Genomic DNA, 14,785 nt, shown 5'->3' on the forward strand with positions numbered 1-14,785 from the left:
AGTTGGAATTATTTCCTATACATATATATACTCCTATTTATTATCAGTTGCTTTTTGCCATTGTATTTATAACTGCTATAAATACTTTTTCAACGAATATCACCACGCCCAATGGAATTAAATTTGCAAAAATGGTTGGGGGTGTCGCAGTAATTTATCTCCTGTTGATAATGGGGCTAAGACCAATTAGCTATTATTTTGGTGATATGGGAACCTATAACAACTATTTTGAAAGATATCAGTCAGGTGAGGAAGTACTTAAAGTTAAAGATGGATTTTTTTATGCCTTTATGAAGTTTTGTTCTTACTTTATGAACGCTCAATTCTTTTTCTTTCTATGTGCAAGTTTGTACATACTGCCCATTTATTTGGCCTGTAAAAAGTGGTTTTCCAATTACTGGGGCTATGGGTTTTTAATGATTATCTCCGTTTTGACCTTTTGGGCTTATGGGACGAATGGAATTAGGAATGGACTGGCCACGTCAGTTTTTATTTATGCCCTTTCGAGAGATAAATTATTATTTAAAGCATTATGGATGTTTCTGGCGGTGAATATACATACCTCTATTGCAATCCCAATTTTAGCTTATTTAATTATATACTTCAAAAATAATCCTTCTTTATATTTAAAGATTTGGTTTCTGGCTATTCCTTTATCTTTGGTTGGGGGTGGTTTTTGGGAATCTCTTTTTTTGGGGTTTGGTTTTGAAGAAGATAGAATGCAGTTATACTTAGCAAATGATGAGTTTGCTGAACAATTTTCCCAAACAGGGTTTCGCTGGGATTTTTTGTTATATAGTTCCACCGGGGTTTTTGCAGGATATTACTATATTTTTAAAAAGAAATTTAAGGACAAGAATTATCGGGTAATCTATCAAGTTTTTGTAATTACCAATTCGTTTTGGATCCTGGTTATTAGGGCTGGATTTTCTAATAGATTTGCCTATCTTTCTTGGTTTTTATTAGGACTGGTAATAATTTATCCTTTATTAAAGAAAAAATTCTTGATCAATCAGCACAATAAAATAGGTCTTATTATTTCAGCTTCATTTTTGTTTACCTATTTGCTGGAAGTTATACTATGATAAATGAAAAAACTTACAATTTTTACTCCTACATATAATCGTATAAAATTACTACCCAGACTTTATAAAAGTTTAAAAGCTCAAAGTTCAAAAGAATTTATATGGTTGATAATCGACGATGGCTCAACTGACGGTACAAATGAACTTGTAAAAGAATGGCAGAAAGAAAATTTTATTGAAATACAATACGAATTCAAGCAAAATGGCGGGATGCATACAGCGCATAATCTGGCATACGATAAAATAAAAACAGAATTAAATGTATGTATAGACAGCGATGATTATATGCCATTTGACGCTATAGAAATTATTGTGAATAAATGGAAAGTTAATGACAATCAAAATATTGCTGGATTAATTGGTCTTGATGCTTTACAAAATGGAGAAATAGTTGGAACCTCAATGCCGCATAATCTGGAAACATCAACACTCCACGAGTTATATTCCCAATATAAAGTTAAAGGAGATAAAAAGATTGTTTTAAGAACTGATATTGTTAATAAGTACCCAAGATATCCTGAATTTGAAAATGAGAGATTGGTACCCCTGGGAATTCTATATCTTATGATTGGGCAATCCTATGAATTTTTGTTAGTCAATAAACCTCTATGTACTGTCGAGTACCAGGCGGATGGCTCTTCTAAAACGATATTACAACAATATAGAAGAAGTCCGCGTGGTTTTGCTCACGCCAGATTGATTGAATTAAAATATAATACCAGGTATACAACAAAGATTAAAAATACCTTACATTTAATATCTTCTGCTATATTTTTAAGAGACTATAAATTAGCTTTCAAATCCCAATTTCCAATCTTTTCCTTTCTATTAATTCCCGGGGGAGTACTTCTAAATATATATATACGATGGAAAACGAGAGCATAAAAGTATTGCACGTAATAAATAGTTTAGCTACCGGTGGGGCAGAAAAATTAATTCTGGATAGTTTGCCTATTTATAAAGAAAAAGGTTTGCAAGTAGATCTTTTTCTTTTGAATGGAAGAGAGACCCCTTTTTTAAATAAGTTAAAAGAAGAAAATATAAAAGTTATTAGGTCTAAATATAAGTCGTTTTATAATCCTTTACATATTTTGGAATTAACTTCTTTAATACATCGCTATGATTTGATTCATGTTCATTTGTTTCCGGCATTATACTGGGTTGGTTTGTCAAAGTTATTAGTTCAAGCTAAAGTTAAACTTATATATACCGAGCATAATACTTCCAATAGGCGCAGGGGTAACCTTATACTCAATATGACAGATAAACTGATTTATAAGATATATCACAAATTAATCACAATATCTCCTGAGGTGGATAAAAATTTAAGAGATTATCTTAATTTTTCAAACCTTAAATTTCAATTGATTCCAAATGGAGTGAATTTAGAAGAAATTAGGAGAGCAGAACCTGTAGCAAAAACGCTTTTTCTAAATAAAGATGATATTTGTATTCTTCAGGTTTCTAGTTTTCGCCCTCAAAAAGACCAGGAGACTTTAATAAAATCCTTGCTTTACTTACCTGAAAATTTTAAAATATTATTGGTTGGGGATGGACCTCTTAGAGGCAAAGTAGAAGAAAATGTTAAAAAACGTAAATTAGAAAAACGGGTGATATTTTTAGGTATCCGGAGTGATATACCTCAATTGCTAAAGATGGCTGATATTGTGGTATTGTCCTCTTATTACGAAGGACTTTCTTTATCCAGCATTGAAGGCATGGCTAGTGGAAAACCTTTTTTGGCATCGGACGTTCCGGGTTTGCATAATATAGTTAAAGATGCAGGGATATTGTTCCCACTTGGAGATTCAAAAACCTTAAGTTCAGAGGTTTTAAAATTAGTCCAGGACAAATTTTATTACCAAACTATCTCAGAGCGGGTTGTAGAAAGGGCTGGTAATTATGATGTTAAAGTAATGGTTGATAAATATTTCCAAGTTTATGAGGAATTAGTTGATGTTAATTAATTCTAACGAGGGTGTAAAATAAACTCTGTCTGAATTGAATTACTTATTGATTTCATTCATACAGAATTATGACAACAAAAGAACAACAAGAATTCGAGAAGAAGGTACTTGACCAGTTCATGTCTGGCAAGAGCCTTTTTGGTGCAGACGGTGCTTTTGCACCGATGCAAAAGAACGTTATTGAGAAAGCTCTTCAAGCAGAGATGGACTCCCATTTGGATAATGAGGAACGCTCCAAGGGGAATAAGCGTAACGGCAAAGGAAAAAAAACTCAAAAGTGGCTTTGGATCCTTTGATATTGAAACCCCTGAAGACCGTCAAAGCAGCTTCCAACCGGAACTGGTTAAAAAGAGGCAGACGATTCTAGCAGATAATCTTTCAGAAAAAATCATCGGTCTTTATGGGCTTGGGATGAGCTACCGTGACATCTCCAGTCATATCAAAGAAATGTACGACACCGATATTTCCCATACGGTCCTAAGCCAGATCACCGATCAGGTCATTCCTGATATCAAAGCCTGGCAAAGTCGTCCTTTAGAGCCCCTCTACTGTATTGTTTGGCTTGATGCCATGCATTATAAGGTTAAGGTAGATGGGAAGATCTCCCATAAAGCACTCTATAACATCCTGGGTATTACAAAAGAAGGGAAAAAGGAAATTCTGGGGATGTACATTTCTGAGAGTGAAGGTGCTAATTTCTGGCTCCAGGTATTGACCGACCTTCATAACCGTGGATTACAGGATATCCTGATTGCCTGTACGGATAACCTCAAAGGCTTTGCACAGGCCATCTTGAGCGTTTATCCAAAGACCCAGGTGCAGCTTTGTATTGTACATCAAATCCGGAATTCACTGAAGTATATCGCCTCGAAGGATCAGAAGGAATTTATGAAAGACCTGAAAAAGGTCTATAGGGCCGTCACCAAAGATGTGGCCGAAGATGAACTGTTGAACCTGGAAGAGAAATGGGGTGGTAAATATCCTGTGGTCATTGAAAGCTGGCAGCGTAACTGGGAACAGCTGTCCCAGTATTTTGAATATACAGAACCCATTAGAAAGATTATTTATACCACCCAATGCCGTAGAGGGCTTCCATCGCCAGATCAGGAAAGTCACCAAGACCAAAGGAGCATTTACCAATGATATGTCCCTGCTCAAACTGGTCTACCTGGCCACAAGAAATATTGAGAAGAAATGGACCGCTCCTTTGCATAATTGGAGCCTTACGATTCAGCAATTTTATATTAAATTTGGAGACCGGATATCGCTGGCCATAAACGCCAATTCCTCTGGGGCTAGCCCCAGAGGAATTGAAATATCAGACAGAGTTTAATTTACAGACCCATTCTACTTTTAGCTAAAGATATTTTCCACTAATATCCTTATAACTTAGCTTGTGAATTTTTGTAGCAGGTTCAGAAAATATAGCGTGATCGGGAGTGTTTGATGTAATTTTACTATTCATACCTATTATATTAAAACTTCCTATTTTAATTTTAGGCTTGATAGTAGCATTTAGGCCGATAAAAGTGTTTTTTCCAACTTGGACTTCAGCACCAAGTAAACATACGCTTAGTAACGAATTTTTTCCGATTTTTGAATGGTGTCCTATATTTGCGGCTATAATAAAACTGTTGTTTTCTATTTCAACAAAAGGCTGGATGCCTGTCTTTTCACCAATATAAACATTATTTCCTGTTTTTAAGTTCTTAGGATAAATAGCATTGGTTGCAATGTAAGTTGCAAGGGTGTATCCTTTTTTTCTGGCTTTTTTGTAAATACGTTCTCTTAACTTATCGTTACCAACTGTAATAAAGAGATAATATTCATCAGGATTAAATTCTTTTTCAAGATTATCAAAATTAACTAATGGAAATTCATGATCAGTTTCGGAAATTTCAGAAATATAAGCTTCTTCAACACATTGAGCTACAACCTGATAAGGACTGTCGTGAATAAAAGAGTAAATAATGAAATCAGCAAATTTACCAACACCATATATAACTAGCTTTTTATTTTCTTTCATTACGAGTGTTATTTATTATCAACAAATATAAAATTTATATCTCTCGTGTATATCTTTAACCTTTTATAAATTAAATATAGTTTTGTATCTGAAATAAAAAAAAATGCCCAAAAAACTCATCCGCATAACCACAATTCCTCTTTCCCTTGAAAAACTCCTTGAAGGTCAACTAACCTATATGAACCAATATTATGAGGTAAGCGCGGTTGCAGCTGAAAAGGAACGACTGAATAAGTATGGAGAAAACAATAAAGTAAATACTTTCTGGGTGGAAATGACCAGGGCCATTACCCCAATACAAGATCTTAGAGCCGTTTGGAAGCTTTATAAATTTTTTAAAAAGGAAAAGCCGGAAATTGTTCATACGCACACACCAAAGGCGGGGATTGTTGGAATGCTGGCCGCTAAACTAGCTGGAGTTCCTTTGCGGTTACATACGGTAGCAGGATTGCCTCTAATGGAAACTAAGGGCACAAAACGCAAAATATTAGACCAGGTTGAGAAATTCACCTATAAATTAGCGACAAAAGTTTATCCAAATTCCAGGGGCTTAAAAGATATTATATTAAAAAAAGGTTTTGCTACAGAAGATAAGCTAAAAGTGCTGGGAAAAGGAAGTTCCAACGGAATTGACACCAGATATTTTGATCCGTTTCAATTTGATACAACCCAGAAAAAAAATAAAAGAGAATCCTTAGGTATCCCTCAGGAAGATTTCATCTTTATTTTTATTGGGAGGTTGGTTAGTGAAAAAGGAATAAACGAACTAGTAGAAGCTTTCAATAACCTACAAGCTGAAAATCAAAATATTTCATTGCTTTTAGTGGGGCCTTTTGAAAAAGAACTGGATCCTTTAAAAGAAGAAACTTTCAAAACTATTCAACTACACGAGAAAATATTCACTACGGGTTACCAGGAAGATGTTCGGCCTTATTTAGCTGTCTCAAACGCATTGACATTTCCCAGTTATCGGGAAGGTTTTCCTAATGTGGTAATGCAGGCTGGAGCCATGAACCTTCCCGCCATAGTAAGTAATATTAATGGTTGTAACGAAATTATTGTTGAAGGAATCAACGGAGTGATTATTCCTGTTAAGGATACTTCAGCCTTAATTACTGCTATGAAGTTATTTGTAGAAAATAAAAATTATACCGAAAGATTATCTTCAAATGCACGTGATGAAATTTGTAAATATTACGAGCGGAAGGAATTTTGGCAAATACTGTTAAAGGAATACAAAAGCTTAGAACGGGAGTATATAAAATCTTAATTTTGGCCAGGCCAATTTTTGCAGTATAAATTCCTAAATACACGTATGTACAGGCACTTTTTTAAAAATTTACTTGATTTTTTTATTGCTTTTACGGCATTATTAGTGCTTAGTCCGTTATTGATTCCAGTTATAGTTTTATTAGCTTTGGCAAATCGGGGGAAGCCCTTCTTTTTTCAAAAAAGACCGGGTAAAAATGAACGTATTTTCAGTATTATCAAGTTTAAAACCATGACAGATGAAAAGGATAGGAAGGGAAATCTGTTGCCCGATGATAAAAGATTAACCGGCGTAGGTAAATTTGTAAGAAAAACATCTATAGATGAAATTCCACAGTTAATTAATGTCTTAAAGGGAGATATGAGTTTAATTGGCCCCCGCCCATTATTGCCTCAGTATTTGCCATTATATTCTGAAAGACAAAAAAAACGTCACGAGGTAAAACCTGGAATCACTGGTTGGGCACAGGTTAATGGCAGAAATGCAATAAGCTGGACTAAAAAGTTTGAATATGATGTGTGGTATGTAGAAAACTTATCTTTTGGTTTAGATGTTAGCATTATCTTTAAAACAATTAAGAAAGTGATTATTTCTGAAGGAATAAATACCGCCAATATGGCGACTACGGAAGCTTTTAATGGAAAAAATTAAAATGAATATTTACGGAGCCAGCGGTCACGGAAAAGTTGTTTTTGATATCCTGAGTAGTAGGAATATTCAGGTTGATTCAGTTTTTGACGATAATACAGAAATTACTGAATTTCTTGGCTTTAAAGTGACACATGAGGCTAGTGAACATCAGCTTAAAACTCCTTCAGTTTTGGCTATTGGTAATAACACAATTAGAAAACAAGTCGCCCGTAGATATACAGGTTTAATAGCTGAAGCGGTAGGTCATTCCTCAGCCATAATTTCTAAAAATATCGAGCTGGGTAAGGGTACTGTTGTCATGCCGGGAGCTATAATTAATTCAGGTACAAAAATTGGCGAACATTGCATTATAAACTCTGGTGCGGTTGTTGAACACGATGTGCACCTGGAGAATTTTGTACATATAGCGCCAAATGCGGTATTAACTGGAAATGTTAGTGTGGGAGAAGGAACACAGGTAGGGACCGGTGCCTCAATTATTCCGGGTGTAAAAATAGGAAAATGGGCGTCTATTGGTGCCGGAGCAGTAATTATTGAAGACGTGCCAGACTTTGCTGTGGTTGTTGGCAATCCTGGAAAAATAATAAAATACTTAAATGAATAAAGATAAAATTTGGTTATCATCTCCACACATGGGCGGAAATGAGCAAAAATTCGTCAATGAAGCTTTTGAACAAAATTGGGTAGCACCTTTAGGCCCCAATGTAAATGGTTTTGAAGAGGATATAAAGAATTACCTTTTTAAAGAATCTGGGAAAGAAGGTGCCGTGGCCGCTTTAAGTTCTGGAACAGCGGCATTACATCTTGCTTTAATTATGATAGGCGTCAAAGCCGGAGACGAAGTGCTTTGCCAGAGCATGACATTTGCTGCTTCCGCTAATCCTATTGCATATTTGGGAGCTACTCCCATCTTTATTGATAGTGAAGAAGAAACTTTAAACCTTTGTCCAAATCAACTTAGAATAGCTATTGAGGATAGAATTTCAAAAGGAAAAAAACCAAAAGCAATAATTGCCGTACATTTATACGGAATGCCTTATCAAGTTGAAAAAATAAATGAAATAGCACGGGAATTTGATATTCCTGTAATAGAAGATGCTGCTGAAGCTTTGGGCAGCACCTATAAGGGTGGGAAATGTGGAACGTTTGCAGAATATGCAATTCTTTCTTTTAACGGAAATAAGATTATTACAACTTCAGGAGGTGGCGCTTTAATCGCTAAATCGCAGGCGAATAAGGAGAAAGCGGTATTTTTAGCCACCCAGGCTAGAGATGCTGCACCACATTATCAGCATAGTGAAATTGGATATAATTATAGGTTGAGTAATATTTCTGCGGGAATAGGTCGTGGCCAACTGCAGGTTATAGATAGCCGGGTAAGTGCACGGAGACAAATGCACGATTTTTATGTAGATTTGTTTTCTGAAATAGAGGGAGTTAAGGTTTTTGAGGCTCCTAATAAAGATTATTTCGCCAATCATTGGCTAAGTGTGATCACTATTGATGAAAATAAGACGGGTGGAATAAATAGGGAAGATTTGCGTTTACACCTCGAAAAACTAAATATTGAAAGCAGACCTCTCTGGAAACCAATGCATATGCAGCCGGTATTTAAAGATACTGCTTTTTATGGAACAGGGGTTGCAGAGCAATTATTTAAAGACGGACTCTGTTTACCATCGGGTTCCAATTTAACAGAGGAAGAACGATCCCGAATTAAATCTGGTATTTTATCCTGTTTTAGTAACAGAAGTTAATAGAATTATGGGCAATAAAGTTAATAAGGCACTAAGAAATATTTTATCGGGTACCGATAATGCCCTGGATTTAAGAAATATTAAATACCTGCCAAGATGGGCAGTATATTTAATAGATCTTTCCTTAGTGGCTATTTCTACATTGTTTACTGTTTTAATTATAGTAGATCTTACTCCAAATTACTATACAATGCTTAGTTTTTATGATAAAGCATTTATCGTAATTGGTGTCCATACTTTCTATTTTTATGTATTTAAGACGTATGCGGGAATTATTAGGTATTCTTCCAATATAGATGCACTAAAATTACTATTAGCCACAATTAGTTCGTTTATCACTTTATTGATTATTAATTACGTTACTTTTTTCATCGTCGGTCAGAAGGTGTTTTTAGTTGGAGGCTTATTAATTAATTTATGTATTTCATTCTCTTTGCTTTTCCTTTTTAGATTGGGAGTAAAACAGATCTATGAATATTTTAAACTGGTTAGTAGGGATGAAGATATATTGAATGCAGTGATCCTCGGCGCCGATGAAAATGCAATTTCCATTGCTGGAGCCCTGGATATTGAAATTCCAAGAAGATTTAAAATAGTTGGATTTTTAACTAACGAAAAGCATAATAAAAGCATTAGGCTACTTGATAAACCGGTAATAAACTATTCAGCTAAAATTCATAAAGCAGTAGAATCGGTTAATGCAGATGCGATAATTCTTTCAGAAAATAGTTTTACGGCTGAAGAAAAATTCAATTTTGTAGAAGACTGTTTAGAGAACAACATTAAAGTCTTTAATGCGCCAATTGTTTCTACCTGGGGGGGAGATAATCAGCCAATCGCGAAAAAGGTAAAATCTTTACAAATTGAAGATCTTTTAGAGCGGGAACCCATAAGACTTAATCCGGAAAATAAAATTGAGCAATTAACCGGTAAAACAATTTTGGTAACCGGGGGAGCTGGTTCTATAGGAAGTGAAATTGTAAGGCAGGTTGCAAAATATAACCCTAAGAAATTAATAATTCTAGACCAGGCTGAAACGCCCTTGCATTCCTTAAATCTCGAAATTCAGGCGAAATTTCCTGAGCTTAAATGCAAATTTATTATTTGTGACGTAGGCAATTTTAAACGTCTTGAATTAATGTTTCAAAACCAGGGAATAGATGTAGTTTATCATGCCGCGGCGTATAAGCATGTTCCGTTAATGGAGGAGAATCCTCACGAGGCAGTTTTTGTAAACATACAGGGAACAAAAAATCTTGCCGATCTTTCTTTAAAATACCAGGTTTCTCATTTTGTAATGGTTTCCACCGATAAAGCCGTGAATCCGAGTAATGTGATGGGAGCATCTAAAAGAGCTGCTGAAATGTATGTGCAGTCACTTTATCACTCCCGAATAAAAGAAAACCCTGGCACAACAAAATTTATTACCACTCGTTTCGGAAATGTTTTAGGTTCTAATGGTTCTGTAGTTCCATTATTTAAAAAACAGATCGAAAAAGGTGGCCCGGTTACGATAACTCATCCAGATATTATAAGGTATTTTATGACCATTCCCGAGGCCTGTCAGTTGGTTTTAGAAGCAGGAGCTATGGGAAAAGGAGGAGAGATCTTTATTTTTGATATGGGAGAACCGGTAAAAATTATGGATTTAGCCATAAAAATGATTAAACTTGCCGGATACGATCCTAATAAAAATATTAAAGTAAAAATCACAGGCTTAAGACCCGGAGAGAAGCTTTACGAAGAATTGCTGAACGATGAATGCAAAACACTTCCCACTCATCATAAAAAAATAATGATAGGCCAGGAGGTTGTAAGAGATTACGAACACATTAGTGAAAGAATTGAAAGCATTATTAAATCGGCCAATACCTTAAAAGCCGATAAAATGGTGAAAAAATTAAAAACCCTTATTCCAGAGTTTAAGAGTAACAATTCTATGTTTGAAAGCCTGGATAATAAAGAAGAAGTAATAAGTAAATAAATATTATTGAATGTTTAAATCAATTAGGAAACTTGGATTGTTTCTTATTTCGAGTATCATAATTTCAAGTTGTGCCACTAAAGATGACGTGGTGTATTTTCATGGATCAGAAAGCCTTGAGGGAAAAGAAAACCTTTTAGATTACGAACCACGAATTGAAGCAAATGATGTTTTACGTATCAATGTTTCTTCATCTTCTGTGAATGAAGAGATAGTAGAGCCGTTTCGCATGAATCAACAAGGACAAAGCAGCGGCGGCGGCGGTGGTCAAAATCTCTCTTTAACGGGTTACCTGGTTAGTCCGCAAGGAACTATTAATTTTCCTGTGCTCGGAACCGTTGAAGTAGAAGGCTTAACCAGAACAGCAATTCAGCAAAAATTACAAGATCAGATTTCAGAATATGTACGGGATCCCGTTGTTGATGTTAGAATCGTGAATTTTAGTGTGACGGTATTGGGAGAAGTTGGTTCTCCAGGAAGAAAACAAGTAACAGATGGTCGTCTTACAATGCCAGAATTGATTGCTATGAGTGGGGATATTACCTACAACGGTAGGCGAGAGAATATTAAGATTATTCGTGAAGTAAATGGTATTAAAACTGTGGGACATATTGATATGACAGAATCTGATTTGTTTGATAGTCCATTCTTTTACCTTAAACAGAACGACCTGGTGTATGTAGAACCAACTTATAGAGCTGTTAAATCAGCTGGATTTTTTACCAGCTACCAGGGTATAATTTCAGTAGGAACTACTATTATTAGTCTTTATCTTTTAATCAATAATCTGTAAATGGAAGAACTAAACGACTTCACCGAAGAGAAGGAAGAATCGAGTTTTGATCTAAAAGCAGAGATTTATAAGTATTTAACTTATTGGAAATGGATTCTTTTAGGTTTTCTAATTGGTGGTTTATTGGCCTATTTATATAATAGATATACAATCCCAAAATATAGTACCCAGGCTATGATGATGATCGTAGACGATCAGGAAAAAAATGCAATGAATGCTACTCCATCTGGAGGTGGGGCCATTTTTTCTTTAGAAGATGACGGAATTCAGAATCATATTGAAAAACTTAAGTCTAAACAACTTGTAGAAAGCGTAGTTGATGAATTAGATCACAATATCAACTATTTTATTGAGGGAAATGTAATTACTGTAGAAGCTTATAATTCCAGCCCTGTTCTTATAGAATTTATTACGCCAGATACAATTGTACACTCAATATCCAAAAATCTGGTGGTGACACCTAACTCAGATACCTCTTTTACACTAGAGGAAGAGGCTACTGGATATTCTGAAAATCACAATATAGGAGAAGTCATTAAATTAAACGACCTGGAATTTACAATTCTTCCTAAATCGGGGGAAGAAGAAGGTACTTTTAGAAAAACGAGTTCCGTAAATATTAGAATTCAACCTTTGCGCACTGTCGCTGCCGAGTATATTGCCAAGTTGCAAATTGCTCAAAAAGGCCAGGCCAAAGATATTTTAGCTTTAAGTTTAGTTCAGGCTTCTTCAGGAAAATCAGAAGATTTTCTAAATAAATTGATGGAGCGTTTTAATGAAGAAGGAGTAAAGGATAAACAAGAGGTTGCAGAAAATACTACCAAATTTATTCAGGATAGACTTGAAATGATCACTACCGAACTGGATTCTGTAGAAGGTGGAATAGCCGAATTTAAGAGAGAGAATCGTTTGATGGATATTTCTAGTGGTGCATCAGAGTTTCAATCGAAATTTTCTGCAGCCGAACAGGAAATTTTTACACTAGAAACGGAATTATCTCTGCTTGAATCTATAGATGAGGTTTTACGAAATCAAGGAAATTATGAATTATTACCTGAAGTAGGCATAAGCGAAGGAGGAGTTGCTGGACTAATAAACTCATACAACACGCTTGTGATGGAGCGTAATATGTATTTAAAAGCCGGAACTGAAAAAAATCCTATTGTAGAAACTATAACCGAGCAACTTGATAGTTTACGAGAAAATCTATATGAGAATATAGAAAGCACAAGGCGTTCGATTAATGTCAGGCTGAGAGAACTTAATCAACGGGAAAATGTCGCTCAGGGCCAGTTTAGCACCTTCCCCGGTTTGGAAAAAGGGATGCGAAGTATTGAACGTCAACAACAAATTAAAGAACAGCTCTATTTATTTCTTTTACAAAGAAGGGAAGAAGCCGCTATCTCCTTTGCAGCTACCGCTTCTGTTGCAAGAGTAATTGATGAGGCATTTACGAATAACTCACCGATAGATCCGAAACCCTGGTTAATTTTGGTAGGTGGATTTCTAATTGGATTAATTATTCCTATTCTTATCATTTTCGCTAAGAATATGTTAGATACTAAAGTTCACCATAAAGGAGAATTGCAAAGTTTAACTAAACATGTGCCATTTATTGGGGAAATACCTCGAATTGGCAGTGACCAAAGTGAGCAGATTGAACTTAATGATAGATCTCCCCTGGCAGAATCCTTTAGAATTTTAAGAACCAACCTGGCGTATCTAATTCAGAATAAAAATAAAGATCGAGGTGAGGTGATTTTTGTTACTTCTACTATTAAAGGAGAAGGAAAAACATTTGTTTCGTATAATATGGCCCGAACTTTACGTAGTACTGGAAAAAAAGTTCTTTTAATTGGAGCCGATATTAGAAATCCTAAATTGCATCGTTATGCCGATGTTACTTTAGGAGAGAAAGGGCTTTCAGATTATTTATATGATTTAGACGTGACTGAAGATCAAATAATTTCTAAAGACCAGGATAGCAGTATAAAAATGGATATGGTGCTTTCAGGACCGATACCTCCAAACCCTGCAGAATTACTAATGAACGACCGTATGGAGGAGCTTATAAATTATGCTGCCAAGGTTTACGACTATGTTCTGGTTGATACTGCACCAACAATGATTGTTACAGATACCTTGCTTATTAGTCCGCTGGCTGATACTACACTTTATGTAGTACGAGCAGATCTAACCGATAAAAAAATGCTAGATTTTCCGAAAGAACTCAAGCAACAGGGAAAAATTAAAAGTCCGGCGATAATTCTGAATGATGTAGATTATTCTAAATTCTCTTATGGAGCCAAATACGGCTATTCTTATGGCTATGGTTACGGCTACGGGGTAGATAAAGAATCCCGTTGGCAGCGAATAAAAAATAGAATGTTCGGTAAGAAATAATCACCACTAAATTTGGTGGTGAAATAAAATAAAATCCAGAGCTATATTTAATTAAATAAAGCTTTGGATTTTTTAATTACCGGCTCAATTAACTTTACCTGATTTTTCTTCAGTTTGATATTTTTTATTTTTTCAAGATGTTCCATACGGTGCGTATCGCTACTAATAAAATCTATCATTCCGTTTTCAAGTAGTTGTAATGCTTTTTTGTGGATACCCGTCCCGTAGTGAGTGCTTAAAGAAAGCATATTAAGCTGAAACTTACAGCCTCTTGCTTTTAAATCTTCATATCTATTGAGGCTGTTTCCATGATAAAACGCATACCGCTCTGGATGCGCTAAAATTGGTTTCAGATTTTTATTTTGAATTTTAAAAAGGATTTCAGCTAGATTAATTGGTGCCTGGAAATAAGACATTTCAACTAAAACATAGTTATCTACTACATTTAATACGTTTTCCTTTTCTAACTGATCTATTAAAAATTGATCCATCATATATTCTCCAGCAGCTTTTATAGAATTTCCTTTAGGTAAATTATTTTTTATTTTTTCCAGGGCTGGAAGTATGGTTTCTGGCGTATTAGGATAGAATTCTCCCATTACGTGAGGGCTGGCCACGAAGTCGGTTACTCCAAATTCGTTAAATTTTTGGATCATACTCAAAGAATCTTCAACTTCTTTAGCACCATCGTCTATTCCAGGTAACAAATGGTTATGGAAATCGGTAAAACCTTCCAGTAAATCGGCTAAGAATATTTTTTTCTGAAAAATGGATAGCATTTCTAAGTTTTAGAAGCATAAAATTACATATTTTTAAATCAAATTAAGCCTATTTAAAATATCTTAAAAC

Annotated in this window: 12 protein-coding genes and 1 pseudogene; 11 read left to right on the plus strand and 2 right to left on the minus strand. The window is 35.1% G+C overall.

Features of this window, described 5'->3' with window-relative positions; genetic code table 11:
• Positions 1–2 precede the first annotated feature (2 nt).
• The 4 genes and pseudogenes from BM084_RS01620 to BM084_RS01635 all read left to right on the plus strand — a co-directional run bounded on the left by BM084_RS01620 (position 3) and on the right by BM084_RS01635 (position 4,385).
• Positions 3–1,085 carry an EpsG family protein gene (locus tag BM084_RS01620; RefSeq protein ID WP_093302340.1) on the plus strand — a complete coding sequence of 361 codons (1,083 nt, stop codon included), beginning with the start codon at positions 3–5 and terminating at the stop codon, positions 1,083–1,085.
• 3 nt (positions 1,086–1,088) lie between these two features.
• Positions 1,089–1,970 (plus strand): glycosyltransferase family A protein, encoded by an 882-nt coding sequence (locus BM084_RS01625; protein WP_093302341.1) that lies wholly within the window; start codon positions 1,089–1,091, stop codon positions 1,968–1,970.
• Positions 1,952–3,052 carry a glycosyltransferase gene (locus BM084_RS01630; protein ID WP_093302343.1) on the plus strand — a complete coding sequence of 367 codons (1,101 nt, stop codon included), beginning with the start codon at positions 1,952–1,954 and terminating at the stop codon, positions 3,050–3,052. The genes BM084_RS01625 and BM084_RS01630 overlap by 19 nt, the downstream gene beginning before the upstream one ends.
• Before the next feature lie 68 nt (positions 3,053–3,120).
• Positions 3,121–4,385: pseudogene (locus BM084_RS01635) on the plus strand (IS256 family transposase).
• A 24-nt stretch (positions 4,386–4,409) separates the two neighbouring features.
• Here the strand turns inward: BM084_RS01635 and BM084_RS01640 are convergent.
• On the minus strand, positions 4,410–5,078 hold the full coding sequence (locus tag BM084_RS01640) for an acetyltransferase (RefSeq protein ID WP_093302346.1): 669 nt from the start codon (positions 5,076–5,078) through the stop codon (positions 4,410–4,412).
• A 103-nt stretch (positions 5,079–5,181) separates the two neighbouring features.
• Here BM084_RS01640 and BM084_RS01645 point away from each other — a divergent pair, with 103 nt between their 5' ends.
• The 7 genes from BM084_RS01645 to BM084_RS01675 are packed head-to-tail and all read left to right on the plus strand — an operon-like array spanning position 5,182 to position 13,936.
• On the plus strand, positions 5,182–6,348 hold the full coding sequence (locus tag BM084_RS01645; protein WP_093302348.1) for a glycosyltransferase family 4 protein: 1,167 nt from the start codon (positions 5,182–5,184) through the stop codon (positions 6,346–6,348).
• A gap of 45 nt (positions 6,349–6,393) precedes the next feature.
• On the plus strand, positions 6,394–6,999 hold the full coding sequence (locus tag BM084_RS01650; protein WP_093302349.1) for a sugar transferase: 606 nt from the start codon (positions 6,394–6,396) through the stop codon (positions 6,997–6,999).
• A gap of 1 nt (position 7,000) precedes the next feature.
• A complete protein-coding gene (locus BM084_RS01655) occupies positions 7,001–7,603 on the plus strand; it encodes an acetyltransferase (protein WP_093302479.1) in 603 nt (200 codons plus the stop codon).
• Entirely contained in the window at positions 7,596–8,756 is a 1,161-nt protein-coding gene (locus BM084_RS01660; RefSeq protein ID WP_093302352.1) for a DegT/DnrJ/EryC1/StrS family aminotransferase, read from the plus strand. The genes BM084_RS01655 and BM084_RS01660 overlap by 8 nt, the downstream gene beginning before the upstream one ends.
• A gap of 7 nt (positions 8,757–8,763) precedes the next feature.
• Complete coding sequence (locus tag BM084_RS01665) at positions 8,764–10,740, plus strand: polysaccharide biosynthesis protein (RefSeq protein ID WP_093302354.1); 1,977 nt, start codon at positions 8,764–8,766, stop codon at positions 10,738–10,740.
• 10 nt (positions 10,741–10,750) lie between these two features.
• Positions 10,751–11,533 (plus strand): polysaccharide biosynthesis/export family protein, encoded by a 783-nt coding sequence (locus BM084_RS01670; protein WP_245764320.1) that lies wholly within the window; start codon positions 10,751–10,753, stop codon positions 11,531–11,533.
• The gene (locus BM084_RS01675) at positions 11,534–13,936 is read left to right on the plus strand and encodes a GumC family protein (protein WP_093302356.1); all 2,403 of its coding nucleotides are present in this window, start codon (positions 11,534–11,536) and stop codon (positions 13,934–13,936) included.
• Positions 13,937–13,983: 47 nt separating this feature from the next.
• Here the strand turns inward: BM084_RS01675 and BM084_RS01680 are convergent, their stop codons facing one another.
• Complete coding sequence (locus BM084_RS01680; protein WP_093302358.1) at positions 13,984–14,715, minus strand: tyrosine-protein phosphatase; 732 nt, start codon at positions 14,713–14,715, stop codon at positions 13,984–13,986.
• Between the last annotated feature and the right edge of the window lie 70 nt (positions 14,716–14,785).

Origin of the sequence: Salegentibacter agarivorans (assembly GCF_900113135.1) — a bacterium.
Lineage (GTDB): Bacteria > Bacteroidota > Bacteroidia > Flavobacteriales > Flavobacteriaceae > Salegentibacter > Salegentibacter agarivorans.

What these genes read in the sequence shown, in the direction of transcription:
- BM084_RS01625 (WP_093302341.1), top strand. Translation starts at nt 1,089, where the DNA reads ATGAAAAAACTTACAATTTTTACTCCTACATATAATCGTATAAAATTA.
- BM084_RS01630 (WP_093302343.1), top strand. Translation starts at nt 1,952, where the DNA reads ATGGAAAACGAGAGCATAAAAGTATTGCACGTAATAAATAGTTTAGCT.
- BM084_RS01640 (WP_093302346.1), bottom strand. Translation starts at nt 5,078, where the DNA reads ATGAAAGAAAATAAAAAGCTAGTTATATATGGTGTTGGTAAATTTGCT.
- BM084_RS01645 (WP_093302348.1), top strand. Translation starts at nt 5,182, where the DNA reads ATGCCCAAAAAACTCATCCGCATAACCACAATTCCTCTTTCCCTTGAA.
- BM084_RS01650 (WP_093302349.1), top strand. Translation starts at nt 6,394, where the DNA reads ATGTACAGGCACTTTTTTAAAAATTTACTTGATTTTTTTATTGCTTTT.
- BM084_RS01655 (WP_093302479.1), top strand. Translation starts at nt 7,001, where the DNA reads ATGAATATTTACGGAGCCAGCGGTCACGGAAAAGTTGTTTTTGATATC.
- BM084_RS01660 (WP_093302352.1), top strand. Translation starts at nt 7,596, where the DNA reads ATGAATAAAGATAAAATTTGGTTATCATCTCCACACATGGGCGGAAAT.
- BM084_RS01665 (WP_093302354.1), top strand. Translation starts at nt 8,764, where the DNA reads ATGGGCAATAAAGTTAATAAGGCACTAAGAAATATTTTATCGGGTACC.
- BM084_RS01670 (WP_245764320.1), top strand. Translation starts at nt 10,751, where the DNA reads ATGTTTAAATCAATTAGGAAACTTGGATTGTTTCTTATTTCGAGTATC.
- BM084_RS01675 (WP_093302356.1), top strand. Translation starts at nt 11,534, where the DNA reads ATGGAAGAACTAAACGACTTCACCGAAGAGAAGGAAGAATCGAGTTTT.
- BM084_RS01680 (WP_093302358.1), bottom strand. Translation starts at nt 14,715, where the DNA reads ATGCTATCCATTTTTCAGAAAAAAATATTCTTAGCCGATTTACTGGAA.